Source organism: bacterium, assembly GCA_035529855.1.
In the GTDB taxonomy this organism is placed as follows: Bacteria; RBG-13-66-14; B26-G2; order WVWN01; family WVWN01; genus WVWN01.
Window position 1 is genome coordinate 16,224 of the sequence record DATKVX010000042.1, and the last position, 19,549, is coordinate 35,772.

Genomic DNA, 19,549 nt, shown 5'->3' on the forward strand with positions numbered 1-19,549 from the left:
GGCCAACGCGCCGACTTCGGCGTTTCGCTTGGAAGACCCGGCGACTATCAGCCGTAACCGCGTCAATCCGTTCAAACGGACGGCGCGGGTCTTTTCCGGATTAGCGTACAACCGGCACGTAGGCCCCGTCGTGCTGGCCGTCGTAATCGGCTTCGCCACCGGCCTCGCCGCGATCGGCTTCCGCGAGCTGATTCGCTTTTTCAATTTTATATTTTTGGAACGCGCTTGGGTTTGGGCCGAGGCGACGCTGCCGTACGGCCGCGCCGCATTACCCGTAATTACCGGCGCCGGCGGATTGGTCGTCGGCTTACTGGTATACTACCTCGCGCCGGAGGCCAAGGGCTCGGGCATACCGGACGTGATGGGCGCGGTGGCGGTGCGCGGAGGGATAATACGGCACCGCGTTTTACCCGTCAAGGCGCTGGCCGCGGCCATATGTATGGGCTCCGGCGGCTCGGCGGGTCGGGAGGGCCCCATCGTCCAGATGGGCTCGAGCATAGGCAGTGCGCTGAGCCAGGTATTACACCTGTCGGCGCAGCGTACGAGAACGCTGGTCGGCTGCGGCGCCGCGGCGGGCATAGCGGCTACCTTCAATGCCCCCGTCGCCGGCGCTCTCTTCTCGCTCGAGGTCATACTGGGCGATTTCGGGTTCGCCAATTTCGCGCCCGTGGTCATATCGTCGGTGGTGGGGGCCGCGGTCGGCCGCTGGTATTTCGGCAACCACCCGTCGCTAACGGTGCTGCACTTCCAGCTCAGGCACTGGGGGGAGTTCCCGCTATACGCGCTCCTGGGCGTCGCAGCCGGAATACTCGGGGTAGTATTCACCAAACTGCTTTACGGCGAGGAGGATTTTTTCGGAAAGGTTTTAAGGGTGATACCGGCGCCGGCTCGGCCGATGCTCGGCGGCGTGGCGGTGGGGACTTTGGGAATCTTTCTGCCGCAGATATTGGGGACGGGGTACGGTCCCGTCGACGCCGCGGTAAGCAACATCTACCCCCTGCAACTCGTGTTGATATTTCTCGTGGCCAAGTTGTTCGCGACCACGACGACGCTGGGCTCGGGCGGCTCGGGCGGGATATTCGCGCCGGCGCTGTTTATGGGCGCGATGTTGGGGAGCGCGTTCGGTGTTTTGGCCCACCAGGTATTCCCGGGGCTCACGGCGCAGCCCGGGGCGTACGCCCTCGTCGCTATGGGCGCCATGGTCGCCAGCACGACGTACGCGCCGTTGGCCGCGGTCGTCATCCTCTTCGAGATGACCGATAATTATTCCATCATACTGCCGTTGATGACGGCTTGCGTAATCGCGCTCGTGGTGGCGCGCCGGCTGAACCACCTCTCCATCTACACGACGAAGTTGCACCGCGCCGGCGTTAACCTACGCGGCGGCCAAGACGTCGACATATTGAAGGCCATCGAAGCCCGAGACGTGATGCGGCTGGACTACGAGACCATATACGCCGGTATGCTGTTCAAGGACATTATGGAATTCGTCCAGGAAGCGCGCCAGAACTCTTTCCCCGTCGTCGACGCCCGGGGAGACCTCGTAGGCGTAATCTCGATGCAGAATCTCCGCCGCTGGGTCAACGAACGTTCCTTTTCCAACATCGTCGTGGCGGAAGAGTTATGTAAGAGAGACGTCATCACCGTATCCGAGAACGAAACGCTGTATACGGTTTGGGATACGTTCGAGCGCCTCGACGTCGAGAGCCTTCCCGTGGTGAGTACGGACGACCCGCGCCGCATCGTCGGCCTGCTCTTCCGCAAGGACGCCTACGCGGCCTATACCAGTAAAACGGTGGGGGTGTGGGCGGAAAGCCGCTAGCCCCGGGCGGGCGGGCGGCTTTAATACCGTGAGTAGCCTTACTCTTAGCATATTGTTGTTAGCCGCAATCGCGGCCGGCGCGTTGTTCTCGACCGCCGAGAGCGCGTTATTTTCGCTGGGCAGCGTGCGCTTGCGGCGCATGAAGCTTCGCCGCCGACTTACGGCGCCCCTGGTGCGTTCTCTCCTGGCCCGGCCTCGCCGACTCCTCGTAACGGTGGTTGTCGGCAATATGTTTGCGCTGGCCGCGGCCGCGTCCCTCGCGACCGCGTTGGGCGTCCGCGCTCATCCGCTATACGGGCCCGTTGTGGCCGTGGCCGCCATAACGGTTATAGTGTTCGTCTTCGCCGAAACCCTCCCCAAAACTTTGGGCGTCGCCTGGCCCGAAAAAGGCGCGGCGTTCACCTCGCCCTTTATCAAGCTCGTCTTCTGGGCCTTGTACCCGTTGAACCGGGCCGCGCTGGCCTTAACCGATTTCCTGGCCGGGCGGCCGCCGCGGCGTAGTTTGGACCCCGGCGTAGAGGATATTTACGGCCTGCTGCGGGAGAGCGAGGCCGAAGGAGTTTTAGACGACGTCGAGCGGGAAATGATCGAGAGGGTGGTGGCGTTCGCGGACCGTACGGCGGGGGAAATAGCGACCCCCCGTACGAAGATATTCGCCCTTAACGCCGATATGACCTTCCAGGAGGCGGCGCGTGCCGTAGCCGATTCGCCGTACGCCCGCGTACCGGTTTACGAAGATACGCTCGAGAACGTGATCGGTATTCTCTACGTCAAAGATATATTGTTGGCCGGCGACGAGCCGCCGCCCGCGCTCCGCGAATCCGTACGGCCTGCGTACTTCATCCCCGACAGCCAGCCCGCGGTTAACTTATTCGTAGATTTTATAAGGAACCGGACCCACATAGCGTTGGTGGTGGACGAATACGGTTCCCTTGACGGCCTGGTTACGATGACGGACGTCCTGGGGGAGATCGTCGGCGAGCCGTCGCAGCCGGTGAAGTACGTCGGCGCAGGCCGCCTTATCGTCGCCGCGGATACGGACCTCGACGATTTCAACGATTTAATAGGCGCGAACTTGCAGGACGAAGAAGCGGAGACGTTGGCCGGGTACCTGCTGAACCGGTTCGGCCGCATCCCGGCGGTCGGCGAGGAGTATCGCGAAGGCGACCTCAAATTTACGATAGAGGGCGCCGAACCGCATCGCTTAACGGAGGTAATCGTAGAAAAAGTCCGAGGGGTGGAAAGGTAGTTGTCGGTAGTATACTTAATCCTCGTAATAGTTTTAATATTCGCCGCGGGATTTTTCTCGTCGGCCGAGACCGCGGTCCTGGCGGCCAACCGCATGCGCTTGCGACACCTGGCCGCGGTAGGGAACCGCCGCGCGGCCCGCGTTTTATCGTTCTTGGAGAGACCCGGCAGCTTCCTCACGTCCATCCTGTTCGGCAACAACGTCTCGCTGGTCGTCGCGACGTCCCTCTTGACGGTGTTGGCGGCTCGGTACTCCGGCGAGGCCGCCAGCGTGGCCGTCGCGACGCTCGCGATGACGGTCCTCCTGACGGTATTCTCCGAAATTATACCCAAATCGGTCGTCCTCGAAGACGCGGATTATTTCGCCATGTCCTTCGCGCCCGTCGTCGGTTTTTTGGAAACGTTGTTCAAACCCGTGGTGTGGGCCGCCAACGTCGTCGCCGGCGGACTGCTGGGCCGGGTGCGCGTTAGGGCGGAGCGGCTGCCGTTCGCGACCCGGGAGGAACTGCGAGCCATATTAACCTCCCGCCAACCGCGGACCAGAACCGAGGTAATGCAGCGCCGCATGATAAGGCGCATCTTCGGCTTCGGCGAGACGACGGCGGAAGATGTTATGGTGCGGCTCGCCGACGTAACCGCTTTGCCGGAAGACGCTTCAAAAAAAGACGTCGTCGCGGCGCTGGGGCGGAGCGGTTTCTCGAGCTACCCGGTCTACCGAGGTCGGCGCGAGGAGATCGTCGGCGTCGCCGTCGCCCGCGATTTCATCGCGTTGCCCGCGGACGTTCCCGTGAAAGCCAACCTGTGGATGCCGTTGTTCGTTTCGGCCCGGGAAAGCGTAGAGACCATTTTACCGCGCCTCGCTAACCGACGGGTGGATATGGCCGTCGTCCGAAACGAAGCGGGCCGCGCCGTCGGCATGTTGACCCAGGAGGACATCGTGGAGGAGGTCGTGGGGGAGATAGAGGACGAGTATAATTGGGGCTCGCAGGGGCTAATACGTCACGGCGAAGGTTATACCGCCGACGCGCGCCTCGCGGTAAGCTATTTCAATAAACGGATGCCGGTACCGCTGCCGCGCGGCGATTATATTACCGTGGGCGGTTTTCTCGCCTCAGCGTTGGGACGGGTGCCCAAGTCCGGCGACGTGTACGATTGGCCGCCGTACCGTTTCCGCATTCTGAGGGCCACGCCGCGGGCGGCTCGCCTTATCAGCGTCGAGCTCTCCGGGACGGAGGGCGGGTAAGGGGTTCAAAGGGGTTGCGAAAGGCAGCGGCGAACGTTATACTCCAACGAAAGGACCTGGGTCGGAATAAATATGGCGTTAAAAGGCGATCTCGAGACTATCAATCTCCCGGATATCCTCCAGCTTCTTAGCTCGGCCAGGAAAACGGGAGCTCTTTCTATCCGGCGCGGCGCCGAAGAGAAGCGTTTATATTTCCGCGAGGGGATGCTGGTTTACGCCTCGAGCACGGACGAGCGCGAGAAATTGGGGAGCGTCCTCGTCCGGGAAGGTCATATCGACCAAGACACCGTCGAGGGAATGAGGGCGTCGCAGAATAAGTCGGGGCGCCCGTTCGGCCTATGTCTGTTGGAACACGGTAAATTACCCCACGAAAAACTCGTCGCGGGTTTGAAGACGCAGGGCCGGATGATCATTACCAACCTCTTCAGCTGGTGGGGTGGGGAGTTCGAGTTCCTGGAGGGCGAGCAGGCCTGGCCGGAGGAGATATCCATCGGCTTCGACGTCCAGGCGATATTAATGGACGCCGCGGCCGCCGTCGACGAGTGGAACCGCATCAAGGAGATGCTGCCCGACCTGGACGTCGTGCTGGAAGTCGTACCCGCGCCGGCGCGGGGAAAGGAAGAGGTGAAGTTCGACGCCGAGCAATGGCACGTACTCTCGCTGGTGAACGGCCGCCGGTCGGTCGTCGACGTCGCGGCCGTCAGTAACCTCTCCGATATCGAAACCTGCTCGGTAGCGTGCCGCTTGCTGGAAGGCGGACTCGTGCGTCCCGCGGGCGTCAAAAACAGGGAGATAACATTGTCGGCCGCGGAGACCTCGGGCGCCGCGGCCTTGCTCGAGATATACAACGAGCTCTTCGCACAGGTTATATTCCCGGTGTCGGAAGAGGCGGGGGAGGAAGCCGTCCGTAAGTTAAGCGAAGCTGCGGCGGCGAAATGCGACGCCCTGGCGCGTCTGAAAGGTTGCTGGCAGTTGCCCCAGGGCGTCCTCGGCAAACGCTGCGTCTTGAAGAACCTAATATTGGAAGACCCCGAGACGCGCGACGAAGAGCTGGCCGCATCCCTGTTCGAGTTGTTCCGGTACGAGCTTTCCCTGACGGCGAAAATCCTCAGCCGGCCCCGTCAAGCCGCGCTCATACAGGACCTGCAACCGCTCGCGGCTATGTTGCTCAAAAAACACGACTCAAAGTTGGTGGATTTGGGCGTACGGCGTGTCCTAAGCCGTTTCCTGTCGCCCACCGAAGTGTCGTATGCCGAAGCGGAATAACGACGCGGCCGCGCCGCATTTGGAGTTGGCGGAGAAGCGTCTCCGCTCGCTGGTAGATATCTCCCGCTCGTTATCCAAGGAGGTAGAGCTCTCGACGCTGTTGGCGGTCGTGGCCCGCAGGACTTCGGAGGCCATAGGCGTGGAACGCACGTCGGTGTTTTTACACGACCGCGAACGCCGCGAGCTTTGGACCGTCGTCGCCGAGGGCGAGCTGCGGGAGATCCGCATTCCCGAAGACGCCGGCATCGCCGGGTGGGTTGTGGCGCGGGGCGAACCGGCCGTCGTCTCCGACGTTACGGACGACCCCCGGTGGAACAAAGACGTCGACCGCAAAACGGGGTATACTACGAGGAATATACTCTGCGTTCCGATGGACGACGCCCAGGGCGACCGGTTGGGGGTCTTCCAATGCCTCAACCGGGCCCACGGCAGCTTCACGGAAGACGACGTGAAGTTCCTCCAGGCCATCGCGTCGCAGGCCGCCATCTACATCCAAAACGCCCGCCTCTTGGAAGCCCGCAAACGAATGTTCGACAGCCTGGTCGATACCCTCGCCGAGACCATCGAATCCCGGGACCCGCTCACCGCCGGCCACAGCCGCAGCGTCATGCGGTACGCCGTCGGCGCGGCCCAAAAACTGGGCTTGCCGGCCGCAGACGTAGAGGTGATTCGTTACGCCGCGCTACTGCACGATTACGGGAAAATCGGCGTCCCCGACCACATATTACGCAAACCGACGGCGCTGACGCCCGCGGAGTACGAGGTTATTAAAAAACACGTTCTCCACACGCAGCAGATACTGGCGCGCATCCATTTCGAGGAGCGCCTGCGCGACGTCCCGGCGGTGGCCGCCCACCACCACGAACGCCTCGACGGTTCCGGTTATCCCAAAGGGCTGTGCGGCGAAGACATATCGCCCGGCGGTAAGGTCATCGCCGTCGCCGACGTCTTCGACGCTATGACGTCCCGACGCCACTACCGCGGCCCCATAGGCGTAACCCAAGCCGTAGAGCTTATCAGCGACGGCGCCGGCACGCAATTCGACGCCGACGTAATCGAGGCGCTAAAACGTTTTCTCGTCGAAGAGGGAAGTATCGAGGCGGACAATTAACGCTAACATGGATGCCAGCGTCCGGAAAGATATCGTCGACTTACTCGAGGCGGGGGACGCCGCCGCGGCGCTCGAGCGGTGTCGCCTTTATTGGGACGAAACCGGCGGCCCGCCGCGCCGCACGTCCGGCGACGACTCGTTGCGGGAGCTCAACTGCCGGCTTACCGTTTGGGAGCAAATTGAGCTTTACGTCGGTGAAGTTAACCGGCGTCCCGATAACCCTCGCTCGTGGAAGCTTTTGGGGTACGCGTACATGTGGGCCGGGTCGTATATACCGGTACTGCTGCGGGCGGCCGAACAAGCATTACTCGCGAGTGCCGCCCGCGAAGACGACGCGGCGATGGCAGCCAACCTGGAAGAGAATATGGAGCTGTGCCGTCAGGCCCTCGCGGGCGGCGAAGATGCACGCGCCGAGATCGCCGGCGGCGAACGCCTGTTCGCCGAAACGTTCGGCGAGCTCCCGGCGGAGGTCTCTATGCCCGACCCGTTCGTCGCGGCGGGCATAGTAGGATCGGCGGCGTTGAAAGTTGCGGCCGCGGTAATCGCGCCTGACCTTTTAGATATCCTTGACCGTTGAGGTAGCCTATGAACCGCAAACTGATAGGCCGATGCGGTAAATTTTGCGGCGAATGTCGGATTTATATCGCCGCGCACGCCGACGACCGCCAGGCCATCGTCGAACTCGCCCGCGAAATGGGGGTCGAGGCCGAACGGATTAATTGCGCCGGGTGCCAGGGCCCGGCCGAAACTTGTTATAACGCCCAGTGTAAGATAATCGCTTGCCTCGACGGACGGGGTTACCGTTATTGCGCGCAGTGTGCCGAAATAAACGATTGCACCAAGTATGCGCAAAATAACATCGAGTTCGGCGGCCACCCCAAGATTTACTCCAATCAATTAAAAGCTTGGGGCGAGGAACGCTGGTTGAGGTTCCACCTCGGCGACCCGGACGAAGATACCGACGAAGATTAGCGTTAAGGAGTCGCCCGATTGGTCCGCAGCGCACACGGAAGTAAAAGGGCGGGACGGGAGATAGAGGATGCCGACGCGCTCGCCAGGACCGCCGTCGGCCTTTTTTGCGAAGGTTACAATTGAGCCGAAGCGGTGGCGACCGCGGTGAGCGGTTATTTCGGCAACGGCGAAGCGTGTCTACCTCGCGTAGCAACTTGCTTCGGCGGGGGCCTGGGCCGGCGGGGCGAAATATGCGGTGCTCTCGCCGGAGCGTTGATCGCGGTCGGCTTGCGGCACGGGAGGCGCGAGGGCGAGGGCGACGAGGCGAAAGAACGGTCCTACGAACGTGCCGCGCGCGTAGTCGAGGACTTCCGCGAGCGCTTCGGCACCATCCTGTGCCGGGAATTGATTAACGTCGACCTGAACGAACCGGAAGGGCGCGAAACCTACCGCAGCTTGAATATCCGCGACAAGTATTGCGTCGACTACGTTACGGCCGCCGTTATGGCAGCCTATGAGGCAATCGCATCTTAAACGTTACGCTTCAAGGCAAATAGCCGCCGGCGGGCGGCTTTTAAAATAATGGCCGGCGCGAGCTATTGGTTTAGGGATTTAATAACCCGCAAAAGGGACGGCGACGTCATCGCCGACGACGATTGGCGGCGTTTCGTCGCCGCGCTCGTCGCCCGCGAACTCCCCGACTACCAGGTTTCGGCGCTCCTTATGGCCGTATATTTCCGGGGGATGACGACCGAAGAAACGGCGGCGTTGACGGCGGCCATGGCCGCTTCGGGCGAACAGCTGGTACTCGGCGAGGGGCCGTACGTCGACAAACATTCCACCGGGGGCGTGGGGGATACGGTAACGCTCGTCGCCGTGCCCTGGGCGGCGGCGTGCGGCGCGCGGATAGCCAAGTTGTCGGGCCGCGGCCTGGGGCATACCGGCGGCACCGTCGACAAACTGGAAGCCATCCCCGGCATAAACCTATCGCTCGGCGCCGAGGAGTTGAAAGAGCAGGCCGACCGCGTCGGGTGCGCCGTGGCCGAAGCGCAGGCTATAGCGCCTGCGGATAAAATTATCTACGCGCTCCGGGACGCTACGGCTACGGTGGAGGCGTTGCCCTTAATAGTCTCCAGCATATTGAGTAAGAAACTCGCCGGCGGCGCGCCCGCTTTCGTATTCGACGTCAAAGCCGGGAGGGGAGCTTTCGCCAAAGACGAGGATTACGCCCGCAAGCTCGGCCGCAGCTTGGTAGCCGCGGCCCGGGCATCCCGCCGCAGAGCGGTCGCCGTGATTACCGCTATGGACCAGCCGTTAGGGTACGCCGTCGGCAGCGCGCTCGAAGTCGCGGAAGCGGTCGCGACCTTGCGCGGCCAAGGCCCCGACGACCTGCTCGAGGTCTCGGCCGCCGTCGCCGCGGAGATGCTGGTCGTGGCGGGCGTCGCCGGCCCCGAAGAAGCGCGGCGCCGTTTGGACGCGACCCTTGAGAGTGGGGAAGCTTTCGCGAAGCTCGACGAGATGGCCCGGGCCCAGGGCGCCGTTGAGGAATGGTGGACGCGATTGCCGGAGGCGACGAAAACGACCCCTATCAAAGCCGAGCGCGGGGGGTACGTATCGCGGCTGGACGCCTTTACCGTCGCCCGGGCGGCCAACGCGTTGGGGGCGGGCCGACAGGCCAAAGAAGACGTCGTCGACCCGGCCGCCGGCGTCGTACTCCACAAGAAGGAGGGGGAGCCGGTAGCGGCCGGCGACGAGTTGATGACGCTCCACTACGACGACGACGAGCGATTAAGTCGGGCGCTCGATTACGCCCGGGTCGCGTTCGACGTCGGCGAAAAGCCGGTACCCCGGCCGCTAATACTGGGGGTGTTGCGGTAATGGCCGCGGCACCCTCGCGCGCCGCGTACAGACTACGCGGCGTCCTGACCGTAGCGGTTATCGGCGGCGGCTCGCTTGCCGCGGCCTTCGCCTTCTTCTATTACCAAACGGGTCACCGCGAAGGGTTCGTCGCGCTGCTTACCCACGGCGCGCACCTCGTTCTGTTCGCCGCGCTGGCGTGGTCGGCGTACTTCGTAGGTAGGGTGGCGTCGAGATACGTATTCCGCCGGAACTCTACTTATGGGGAGATAGACGTAGCGCTGGGCTTCGTCGTCTTCGGCGCGGCCGCGTTCTTATTAGCGGCGACCCGCCTCCTTTACCCGTGGCTCGTCCGGGGCGCGGTATTACTAGTAATCGCGCTGTCGGCGCCGTTGTGGTGGCGCTGCGTCCGCGAAGCACCGGCGGCGGTGCGCGAAAAGTGGAACCGCGCGTCGGCGGGCGTCGTCGCGGTGGTCGTCGCCTCCGTACCGTTCGCCCTCGTGCTCCTGATACGAACCGGTTTACCGCCCGTCGAGTGGGACGTTTTAGTCTATCATCTGTATATACCCAAGGTCTTCGCGGAGGGCCACGGCTTCGTCTACTTACCTCACTTAGTGTACGCGTCGATGCCCCTCGGCGCGGAGATGATGTTTACGTGGGCGTACTTATGGGACGGCCTGGGCGCCGCGGCCGCCGTCGCGCCGCTCCTGAATATCCTAATGGTGATCGCGACGTGGCGGCTGGCGCGCCGCTACCTCGACGACCTTTGGGCCGTCGCGGCCGCGGCCCTGCTGCTCTTCACGCCCAGCTTCGCGACCGCGGTCGGCTCGTCGTACGTGGATTTCGTCGTGGGCGCTTTCGCCGTGATGGCGTTGGTCGTCTATGTGAACGGCTTCCGGCGTTACGCCGACGCGGCCTTGGCGGGTGTGTTGTTGGGGGCGGCGGTGGCCGTAAAGTATACCGCGGCGTACGCGCTGATCGCGTTTCTACCCATAATCGCCGTGGACGCTATCAAACGAAAGGTCCCGCTGCGCTACGCGGCGGCGTTCCTAATAACGGCTTTCGCCGTCTTCGCGCCGTGGCTCGTCAAAGCTTTCGTCGAGCGGGGCAACCCGGTTTTCCCGGCCTTGTACGGCGTCTTCGGCGGCCGCGACCTGTCGCCTGAGGCGGCGGCCGGGCTCCTACCGGCGCTGCGGCGTATCGGCATGGGGCGCGGCGTAGTGGATTATCTACTCCTCCCGTACCGCGTTTCGGTCCTCGGCGGCAGCGGCTACGGCCGCTTCGCCGGCAGCTTATGGCCCTTTAGCTTCCTCGTCGTACCGTTCGCGCTGGTCTGGTTCCGGCGTTGGCGGCTGCTTACGTTTACGGTCCTCTATTTCGCCGCGTGGGCTTTTATGTCGCAACAGCTTCGCTTTTTAAGCGCGGCGTACGCGACGCTCGCGGCGTTGACGGCCGGCGTCTTCGCCGCCGCGGCCGACGCCTTCGCGGGTTCGGCGCGCGCCGTAAGCCGCTTCGCCGCGGTCGGCCTGCTATTGACGTTGGGCTATTTACTTAACGTACCGAACATCCTGGCGGGGCTGGAGGGTTTGCGGTATTACGAGAAGGGCGGCGCCGACGCGTACGCACGCGAAAAAGCGCCCTGCTACAAGGCCGACGAATTCGTCAACGACGAGTTGCCCCAGGACGCCGTCGTACTGATGTTGTTCGACAACTGCCTTCTGTACCTCGAGCGCCCCGCGGTGTACGACTCCTTCTTGGACGCGTCGGCGACGGTGTACGATATCCAAAAACTACGGAGCCCGGCCGAAGTGGCGTCGTACGTCGAGGGCCTCGGCGCGACGCACGTTATGACCTATCGCGTCGGCGCGGCGTTCTTTTGGAATTATTACGAGCGGTCGACGCGGCGCCTGTGGGAAGCGTACCTGGCGCAGTACACGACGGCCATATACGACGACGGTTATTACGAGATACGCGCGCTCGAGCGCCGCGGGTGAGACGCGGCGTTCCGAGTCGAGAAGGGCCGCGGGATGTGCGCCGCGGCCGCGACATTATAAACTTAAGACCCGCCCGCTTCGCCGTAAGCGGGCCGCGCCGCGCTGAAGGAGCTTGATATAGGTCTACGTAGTCGCTATAATCTTAACGCTGACGCAAGTTTTTAATAATAACGGCGGAATTCCAGGAGAAGTGATGTCGCGGAAATTACAAGCTATCGCTGCGGCGGTCGTCGCTACCGCGAGCGTGTCGGCGTCGTTGGTCGCGTTTTTTTATTATCACCCGGCCCGCCGGGAGATACTAACGATATTCGGGAATGAAATCGCGCACGTTTTTCTATTCTTCGCGCTTGCCTGGGCGGCGTATTTCGTGGGTCGGCTTGTCTACCGGTCCGTCTTCCGCCAACGAAAACCGTATTGGGAAATCCAGCTCGCGCTCGGTTTCATAATATTCGGCCTGGCCGCTTTTGCCTTAGCTGCGGTCCACTTATTGTACCCGTGGGTAGTACGCGCCGCGGTGCTGCTTTTGTTGGGCTTATCCGCCCCGCTGCTGTGGCGTTACAGCAACGAGTTCGGCGGCTTTTTCAAAGAGCGTTTAACGTCGTTGACGCCCGGGCCGCTCCTCGTCGCGGCCGCCGTCGCGCCGCTTGTCGCCGCAGCCCTTATACGCGTCGGCCTGCCGCCGTTCGAGTGGGACTCCCTCGTCTACCACATCTACCTCCCGAAAGTTTACGCGGAAGCTCACGGCTTCGTATACCTGCCGCGGCTGGCGTACTCGTCTATGCCGCTGGGCGCGGAGATGATGTTCACGTGGGCTTACCTGTGGAACGGCGTAGGCTGCGCCGCCGCGGTGGCGCCCTTGATTAACGGCCTTATGGCCGTCGCGACCTGGAGGTTGGCCCGCCGTTATATGGACAACCTATGGGCCACGGCCGCGGCCGCCTTCCTCTTTATTACCCCCGCTTTTTTAGTGTATTTCCCCTCGGCGTACGTGGATATGATCTTGGGCGCTTTCGCGTTAATGGCGCTCTTTATTTACCTGCGAGGGTTCAGAAATTATGGCGACGCGGCGCTCGCGGGCGTCCTTTTGGGCGCCGCGTTGGGCGTAAAATATACCGGCGTGTATGCGTTGATCGGGCTGGTTCCCATTTTCGTAACCGACCTATTACGTCGTCGCGTTTACCTCCGGCACGTAATAACCTTTCTCGCCGTAGCCTTTATTACGGTAGTACCGTGGTTGGGGAAAGCGTTCGTGGAGCGGGGAAACCCTGTATTCCCATCGCTTTACAACATTTTCGGCGGCCGCGACTTATCGCCCGTAGCCGCGGAAAAAGTCTTGGTGTGGCAAAAATCGATAGGAATGGGGCGGGACCCCATAGATTACGTACTTTTGCCGTACCGTGTATCCTTCGAAGCTGACACCGGCTACGAAAAGTTCGACGGCTTTATGTTGCCCTTCAGCCTTGTAGGTTTATTGCTATCTTTAATTTGGTTCCGGCGGTGGCGATTAATAACGTACACGACACTCTACTTCGTCGCGTGGGCATTTTTGGCATCTCAGCAATTAAGGTTTTTAAGCGCGGCCTTCGCGACGTCCGCGATTTTAACCGCGGGGGTTTTCGCGCATATAACGGCGCCATTTAAACGCGTGGCGCGTACCGCGTTGACGTTTATTTTAATAGCCTCGGTAATCGCCTTCGGGTACGCCGTCACGGCGCTTGGGGTCTGTTACTATGTCCCTGACGCGTTGAAATATATCATGAGCCGCAACGTCGACAGTTATTTATTACGAACGGTCCCTGTATACCCCGCCGACATATTCGTGAACGAAAACTTACCCGAGGACGCCGTAATTTTGATGATTTTTAACGACCATTTGCTATACTTGGAAAGGAAGGCTATATACGACTCGTTTTTCGAGGCGTCCGAAACGTTGATCCACGTAGCAACGCTGGATACGCCTTCGGAAGTCGCGGACTACGTCGACGAGCTGGGAGCTACGCACATTTTTACCGGGCGGTTCGCCGAAAGTTACTTCTGGAGCCATTACGACCCTGCAACGCGCGTACTCTGGGAAGCGTACATAAGGGGATATACTGACGTAATTTACGATGACGGCGAAATCGAAATTCGTGCCATAAAACGGCGCGGCGGTGCTTTTGATATCGCCTACGACAGAGGGGCCTAAAAAAGGGCGGTACCGCCCGCGCCCGACGGGGGACGGCGTCCGTTTATCGCAATACTATCTATATACGGCCAATATAATGAGTAAGTTAAATAAGACCATATCAAGTATATTATTATCTCTCGGCTGGTTACTCGTAATGAGCCCGTACGCCGGCCTTTGTGACGAGAAAGATACGGACGGTATTGTGCCGACGGAAAACGCGGAGCCGGCTCGAGCCGAGGCAGAGGGCGCAGCGAAACCCTACCACGTCGAAGCGGACGTTACCGAAGGGTACTACTCGGCCGGAAACCAGGTATTGCACGGCATAGGCCACGTCGTAATCGTGCACGGCAATACCATCATAACTTGCGACGAGGCGTATTCGTACGAAGCGGAAAAGCTCGCGACCCTGCTCGGCAACGTTAAGGTAAAAGACAACACGCAGAATTATACATTGACTTCCGGGTACGCCGAGTACCACCGCGGCGAGAAACTCTCGGTAGCCACGAAGAGCCCTCGGCTTATCCTCGAGCGGGACCGGCCTATAACGATAACGGCCGATATAATGCGGATGTGGATGGACCAGGATTACGGCGAAGCCGCCAGCGACGTTAAAATCGTTTCTGAGGACGTCGAAGGTTACGGCCAGAAGTTAAAGCATTTCGGTAAAGAGGATAAGATAGAGTTGAGCGGCAAGCCTGTAGTAAACCAGGGCGATAGCCGCCTCGCCGGCGACGTCATTACGCTATTCCTCGAAGAGGAGAAGTTGCGGCGCGCCGTCGCCGAAGGGTCCGCCCGCATTCTATATTTCTCCCGAAGCGAAGAGGAAGAGGAGGAAGGGGCTACCCCGGGGGAAGAGGAACAGGGAGAAAGCTTTACGCCCGAACCGGCCGAGGCTCTCGGCGAACCCGGCGAAGAAGCACCGCCCGCCGCCTCGGAGGCCGAAGGGGAAGCCGGCTCCGGCGAAATCGCCGCAGGAGAGGCTGAGGCGGGCGCCGGCGACGAAGGTGAGGAACCTCCTTCGGGCCGCGTCGAAGCCTCCGGCCGCAATATGGAAGGTTTCTTCGCAGACGGCGTCCTCGAGCAGGTGGACATCGTCGGCGACGCCGAGGGGCACTATTGGCCCTTCGACGAATTCGGCCGGGAGACCGGCGAACAGGTGGACGCCGCGGGCGACTTAATCCGGGTGATGATGAACGAAGGCGACGTTAAAAAAATTATCGTGGAGGGCAACGCGGAAGGCGTATACCGTCCGGCCAAAGCCGAGGGCAGGAGCGGCGTAACCCAGACGGCGGGCGACCGCATTTCAGTTTTCGTTTCGGCGCGGGAGGTGCGTCGCATCGTCGTTTTAGGCCGCGCGCGCGGTTCCTATTTTACCGAAGAAACGCCGGCCGCTAAAGAAAGTGAGGGCTCCGGTGGTTAAAGTCGCGTCGGAAGAGGCGGTCAGGAAAGTCATCTCGCCGTCTCGGACGGCCGAAGCCAAAAAGGCCGACGCCGCTCTAAGGACCGAGGACCTGATTAAGGTCTATTCGGGGCGGCGCGTCGTGGACCACGTATCCATCGACGTTAAACCGGGGGAAATAGTGGGCCTGCTGGGTCCGAACGGCGCCGGAAAGACGACCACTTTTTATATTATCGTCGGCCTAATTAAACCCAACGCCGGAAGGATATTCCTGGGCTCGAAGGAATTGACCAGGCTGCCGATGTACAAACGCGCGCGGCGGGGCGTAGGTTATTTGTCCCAAGAGCCTTCGATCTTTAGAAAACTGAGCGTCGAGGAGAACATACTGGCCATACTCGAGGTTATGGGCGGGAATTCGCGTCAGCGCCGCAGCCGGGCCCGGGAGCTGCTCGAGGTGATGGGGGTGGACCACCTACTGAAGGCGAAAGCCTATACGCTGTCGGGGGGCGAGCGCCGGCGCGTTGAAATAGCGCGTGCGCTCGCGTCGGAACCGCTGTACCTCTTGTTGGACGAACCGTTCGCCGGCATCGACCCCCTCGCGGTGGAGGATATCCAGAACATCGTTTTACAGCTGCAGAAGGCCGGCCTGGGAATTCTCATTACGGACCACAACGTCCGCGAAACCCTCGAGATAACCCACCGCGCCTACATAATGTTCGAAGGCCAGATACTAATTTCGGGCGACGCCGAAAAGCTTATCAACGACCCCGACGCGCGTAAAATTTATTTGGGCGAGAAATTCCGTATGTAGCGGCGCCGACGCTAAGCGGTCGATATGAAAATCACCCAAAGACTGGAACAACGCCAAATCATATCGCAGCGGCTCCAGCAGTCGCTTCGCCTCCTCACGTTGAACAACCTGGAAGTCGAGGGCGCTATCGAAGAAGAATTGGAGGCCAACCCCGTTTTAGAGTGGGAACCGGGCCTTTACGCCGCCGAGAGGCCGCGGCCGTCGCTCAGCGAGCGCGTGGAGAATATCGACTGGCAGGATTACTTCGAGAACGCGTCGCGCGACGATTATTTTAACGAGAGAGAGGAAGAGTTCGACCAATTCGCGGCGGCCGCGGAGCCCCCCGTTACGCTGGCGGAGAATCTCGTCCGTCAGCTCGAAGTATCGGGCGTGAGCGACTCCGATTTCGAAGCGGCGGCGTACATTATCTCCGCGCTCGACCGCGACGGATATTTAAGGGTGCCCATCGCCTCCATCGCTGAAGAAATAGGCGTTAAGGCGAGCAGCGCGGAACGGGTCCTGACCGAAATCGTCCAAAAGCTCGAGCCCCGGGGCGTGGGTGCGCGCGACCTTAGAGAAGCGCTGTTTCTGCAGTACGAAGAGGCCGGCGAAGCGGCACCGCCGCTCGCGGGGGTGATAATAGACAAGTATTTAGACCGAACCGTGACCGATTCGCCGGCGAAGCTTGCCGCGAGACTCAAAGTATCGCCGGCCGAAGTCGAAGAGGCCATAGATTTCATCACGAGCCTCGAGCCTCGCCCGGGCAGGGCTTTCGGCGGCGAAACGAACCCGTCGCTAATCCCCGACGTTCGCCTCGAGCTCGTGGCCGGAAACGTCGAAATTACGCTAATGGACGACAGGGTAGGCCGGTTGTATATAAGCCCGCGCTACCGCGCGTTGCTGGCGGGCGACGGCGACCCGGACCAGGAAACCGTTCGCTTTTTGAAGAACCGTTTGACGGCCGCGGCGTCGTTCATACGCGCGCTGCACCAACGGCGGCGTACGCTCGAGCGGGTGGTAGCCGCCATATTCGAACGCCAACGCGAGTTCCTGCTCATCGGCGAACCCGGCCTGAAACCCCTTACGATGGAAGAGGTCGCGGAGCAAGTCGGTTTCCACGTCTCCACCGTTTCCCGCGCCGTCGCCCGAAAAGTGGCCGATACGCCCCCGGGCGTTTACCTCTTGAAGTACTTCTTCACCGGACGCGTTTCGGCGGCCGAGGGCTCGGTATCGGTAGAACGCGCTAAAGCCGTGCTGGAAGATATTATCGAAGACGAGGACAAGAACGCACCCCTATCGGACGAAGAACTGTCCGCGGAGCTATCCAAAAGCGGCGTTCGCGTCGCGAGGCGGACGGTCGCGAAGTACCGCCGAGGGTTAAAAATCCCGGGCAAATATGGCAGAAAGAAGAGAGTGTGACGTAGTCGTCGTGGGCGGCGGCCCCGCCGGCTACCCGGCCGCGATACGCGCCGCCCGCCTGGGCGCCGACGTCGTTTTAATAGAGGAAGGCCGGCTGGGCGGGACTTGCCTTAACGTCGGTTGCATCCCGACGAAGTTTTACTGCCGGCGCAGCGCCGCCGGTACTCGCTCCTGGAGCGACGCCGTCGCCGATAAGGACAGGTTGGTCGGCGAGCTCGTCGCCGGAATCGAATTCCTATTCCAAAGGCGAGGCGTGGAGCTCGTCCGGGGACGGGGCCGCCTGGCGGGCAACCGCGAGGTCGTCGTCGAGGGCGACGCGAAGACGGTTTTAAGAGCGCGGAAGGGGATATTGTACGCGCCCGGTTCCGTCACGCTGTCCCTTCCGGCGATGCCGGTCGACCACCGGCTCGTCCTGGAGAGCGACGACCTCGTCGATTCGCCGCTGGATTTTAAAAGCCTCGTCGTCGTAGGGGGCGGCGCCATAGGGCTCGAGTGGGCCGCTATATGCCGGCGTCGCGGCGCAGAAATAACCGTGGTGGAGATGATGTCGCAGCTGCTCCCGGGGCTCGACGCGGACGTCGCGCGGCGCCTCGCCGGCCTTTTGAAACGTGCCGGCATCCGGGTAATGGTGGGCGCTAAGGTAGAGAACCTGGGAAAACGCGGCGACGGCGTCGCCGTCCATCTGGCCGACGGGCGCGTTCTCGAGGCGGAACGGGCGCTGGTCGCCGTGGGGCGGCAGGGGAATATCGAAGAGGAGGAGCTCCGCCCGGTGGGCGTGGAGAGCGAACGTCGCCGCGTTAAAACGACCCCCACGATGGCGACCACGGCCGAAGGTATTTGGGCGGCGGGCGACGCCGCGGCCGGGGGCCCGATGTTGGCGCACGTCGCGACGCGGCAAGGCCTGGTAGCGGTGGAGAACATGCTGGGCGGCCGCAAAGAGATGAACTACGACCGCGTACCCTGGGCCGTCTTCTCGGAGCCGGAGGCGGCCGGCGTGGGCCTGAACGCGAGCCAGGCCCGAGAACGCGGCGTCGCCGCGCGCGAGGGGAAGGCCGACTACCGCGCGCTCGGGCGCCCGCGCGCCGACGGCTTCGTCGACGGCTTCTTTAAAGTCCTGGCCGCGGAAGAGGACGGAAAAATATTGGGCGCCCACGTCGTTGGCCACGGCGCCGCGGAAGTCGTCCAAATCGTATCCGCGGCGATGGCGTGCAACGCGACCGTAGCCGAGCTGGGCGAATTCATAGCCGTACACCCGACGTACGCCGAGTTGGTCGCGGAAGCGTTGGAGGACTGGCAGGGCTTGGCCACGCACAAGCCTTAAGCTGTGCATACGCACGAGAGCGAACGCATTCCCGCGTGGCTTAGGCGGCCCGTAACCGAACGCGTCGGCCGGGGGCCGGCGCGGCGCGCCGTCGCGAACCTGAATACGGTGTGCGAAGAGGCCCGGTGCCCGAACCGCGGCCGTTGTATGGGGGAGGACAGAACTGCCGCTTTTTTGCTTATGGGGCCCGGCTGTTCGCGCGACTGCCGGTTCTGTTCGGTGTCGCCCGGGCCCAAGCCGCTCGACGCGCGGGAGCCAGAAAAAGTCGCCCGGGCCGCGGCCGCGCTCGAGCTGGAATACGTCGTCGTGACGTCTACCACCCGCGACGACCTGGCCGACGGCGGGGCGGAACACATACGTGCGGCGGTCGAAGCCATCCGCGCGGCGTTGCCCTCCGCCGACGTCGAGGTATTGGCCCCGGACTTCGCCGGCGCGCGCCGACCCGTCGACCTCGTGTCGTCGGCGCCCATAGCGGTTTTTGGCCACAACGTCGAGACCGTACCGCGCCTGTACCCCGGCGTTCGGCCGGGAGCCGAATATAAGCGTTCGCTCGAGGTGTTGGCGTGGGCGGCGGAATCCGGCGTATTGACGAAATCGGCTTTACTGGTGGGCCTGGGCGAAGAAGAGGATGAGGTGTACGCCGTCTTGCGGGATTTGCGTTCGGCCGGCGTTTCGATAGTAGCGATAGGGCAGTACTTCAGGCCGACCAGGAACCAACTAGCGGTAACCCGGTTCTGGGACCCGCGGGGTTTTAAGGAACTGGAGGCGGCGGCGCGAGCCATGGGTTTCTCGGCCGCGGCGTGCGCCCCGTACGTACGCTCCTCGTACCGGGCCGGGAATATCTATCGCCGCGTAAAAAACGGCCGGGGGGAATCCGGCTCTTCTTGAAAAAAACACCGCGGTTATGGTAAACTACGTGCGAGGTGGGTCGGTTTTCACGCTCCGCTGCCTTAATATTACT

16 protein-coding genes are annotated in these 19,549 nt (G+C 62.0%); all 16 read left to right on the forward strand.

Translation table 11 applies throughout. The features are described 5' to 3' along the window. Positions 1-28 precede the first annotated feature (28 nt). The 16 genes from VMX79_03870 to VMX79_03945 all read left to right on the forward strand — a co-directional run bounded on the left by VMX79_03870 (position 29) and on the right by VMX79_03945 (position 19,476). Positions 29-1,822, forward strand: coding sequence for a chloride channel protein (locus tag VMX79_03870; protein ID HUV86230.1), 1,794 nt, complete (start codon positions 29-31; stop codon positions 1,820-1,822). Between the two features lie 28 nt (positions 1,823-1,850). Further along, on the forward strand, positions 1,851-3,071 hold the full coding sequence (locus VMX79_03875) for a hemolysin family protein (GenBank protein HUV86231.1): 1,221 nt from the start codon (positions 1,851-1,853) through the stop codon (positions 3,069-3,071). Then, positions 3,072-4,313 carry a hemolysin family protein gene (locus VMX79_03880; protein HUV86232.1) on the forward strand — a complete coding sequence of 414 codons (1,242 nt, stop codon included), beginning with the start codon at positions 3,072-3,074 and terminating at the stop codon, positions 4,311-4,313. A 72-nt stretch (positions 4,314-4,385) separates the two neighbouring features. Further along, the gene (locus VMX79_03885; protein ID HUV86233.1) at positions 4,386-5,579 is read left to right on the forward strand and encodes a DUF4388 domain-containing protein; all 1,194 of its coding nucleotides are present in this window, start codon (positions 4,386-4,388) and stop codon (positions 5,577-5,579) included. After that, positions 5,563-6,690 carry an HD domain-containing phosphohydrolase gene (locus VMX79_03890; protein HUV86234.1) on the forward strand — a complete coding sequence of 376 codons (1,128 nt, stop codon included), beginning with the start codon at positions 5,563-5,565 and terminating at the stop codon, positions 6,688-6,690. The genes VMX79_03885 and VMX79_03890 overlap by 17 nt, the downstream gene beginning before the upstream one ends. Positions 6,691-6,697: 7 nt before the next feature. Continuing rightward, positions 6,698-7,267: a hypothetical protein gene (locus VMX79_03895; GenBank protein ID HUV86235.1), complete on the forward strand. Its 570-nt coding sequence runs from the start codon at positions 6,698-6,700 to the stop codon at positions 7,265-7,267. Between the two features lie 8 nt (positions 7,268-7,275). Continuing rightward, complete coding sequence (locus VMX79_03900; protein HUV86236.1) at positions 7,276-7,662, forward strand: DUF3795 domain-containing protein; 387 nt, start codon at positions 7,276-7,278, stop codon at positions 7,660-7,662. A 132-nt stretch (positions 7,663-7,794) separates the two neighbouring features. Further along, positions 7,795-8,175 (forward strand): C-GCAxxG-C-C family protein, encoded by a 381-nt coding sequence (locus VMX79_03905; protein ID HUV86237.1) that lies wholly within the window; start codon positions 7,795-7,797, stop codon positions 8,173-8,175. A 48-nt stretch (positions 8,176-8,223) separates the two neighbouring features. Further along, positions 8,224-9,519, forward strand: coding sequence for a thymidine phosphorylase (locus tag VMX79_03910; protein HUV86238.1), 1,296 nt, complete (start codon positions 8,224-8,226; stop codon positions 9,517-9,519). After that, a complete protein-coding gene (locus VMX79_03915; GenBank protein HUV86239.1) occupies positions 9,519-11,492 on the forward strand; it encodes a glycosyltransferase family 39 protein in 1,974 nt (657 codons plus the stop codon). Before VMX79_03910 ends, VMX79_03915 begins: the two co-directional genes overlap by 1 nt. Positions 11,493-11,685: 193 nt before the next feature. Next, positions 11,686-13,677, forward strand: a complete 1,992-nt coding sequence (locus tag VMX79_03920; protein ID HUV86240.1) for a glycosyltransferase family 39 protein — start codon at positions 11,686-11,688, stop codon at positions 13,675-13,677. Between the two features lie 184 nt (positions 13,678-13,861). Then, positions 13,862-15,079, forward strand: a complete 1,218-nt coding sequence (locus VMX79_03925) for an LptA/OstA family protein (protein ID HUV86241.1) — start codon at positions 13,862-13,864, stop codon at positions 15,077-15,079. Between the two features lie 31 nt (positions 15,080-15,110). Beyond that, positions 15,111-15,869 (forward strand): LPS export ABC transporter ATP-binding protein, encoded by a 759-nt coding sequence (gene lptB, locus VMX79_03930; GenBank protein ID HUV86242.1) that lies wholly within the window; start codon positions 15,111-15,113, stop codon positions 15,867-15,869. Positions 15,870-15,893: 24 nt separating this feature from the next. Further along, positions 15,894-17,267: an RNA polymerase factor sigma-54 gene (rpoN, locus tag VMX79_03935; protein ID HUV86243.1), complete on the forward strand. Its 1,374-nt coding sequence runs from the start codon at positions 15,894-15,896 to the stop codon at positions 17,265-17,267. Next, a complete protein-coding gene (locus tag VMX79_03940) occupies positions 17,245-18,588 on the forward strand; it encodes an NAD(P)/FAD-dependent oxidoreductase (GenBank protein ID HUV86244.1) in 1,344 nt (447 codons plus the stop codon). The genes rpoN and VMX79_03940 overlap by 23 nt, the downstream gene beginning before the upstream one ends. A gap of 3 nt (positions 18,589-18,591) precedes the next feature. Further along, positions 18,592-19,476 (forward strand): lipoyl synthase, encoded by an 885-nt coding sequence (locus VMX79_03945; GenBank protein ID HUV86245.1) that lies wholly within the window; start codon positions 18,592-18,594, stop codon positions 19,474-19,476. Positions 19,477-19,549: the final 73 nt, after the last annotated feature.

Bases quoted from the DNA above. Each gene is read 5' to 3' on its own strand.
- VMX79_03885 (HUV86233.1), top strand. From the start codon at position 4,386: ATGGCGTTAAAAGGCGATCTCGAGACTATCAATCTCCCGGATATCCTC.
- VMX79_03890 (HUV86234.1), top strand. From the start codon at position 5,563: ATGCCGAAGCGGAATAACGACGCGGCCGCGCCGCATTTGGAGTTGGCG.
- VMX79_03895 (HUV86235.1), top strand. From the start codon at position 6,698: ATGGATGCCAGCGTCCGGAAAGATATCGTCGACTTACTCGAGGCGGGG.
- VMX79_03900 (HUV86236.1), top strand. From the start codon at position 7,276: ATGAACCGCAAACTGATAGGCCGATGCGGTAAATTTTGCGGCGAATGT.
- VMX79_03910 (HUV86238.1), top strand. From the start codon at position 8,224: ATGGCCGGCGCGAGCTATTGGTTTAGGGATTTAATAACCCGCAAAAGG.
- VMX79_03915 (HUV86239.1), top strand. From the start codon at position 9,519: ATGGCCGCGGCACCCTCGCGCGCCGCGTACAGACTACGCGGCGTCCTG.
- VMX79_03920 (HUV86240.1), top strand. From the start codon at position 11,686: ATGTCGCGGAAATTACAAGCTATCGCTGCGGCGGTCGTCGCTACCGCG.
- rpoN (HUV86243.1), top strand. From the start codon at position 15,894: ATGAAAATCACCCAAAGACTGGAACAACGCCAAATCATATCGCAGCGG.
- VMX79_03940 (HUV86244.1), top strand. From the start codon at position 17,245: ATGGCAGAAAGAAGAGAGTGTGACGTAGTCGTCGTGGGCGGCGGCCCC.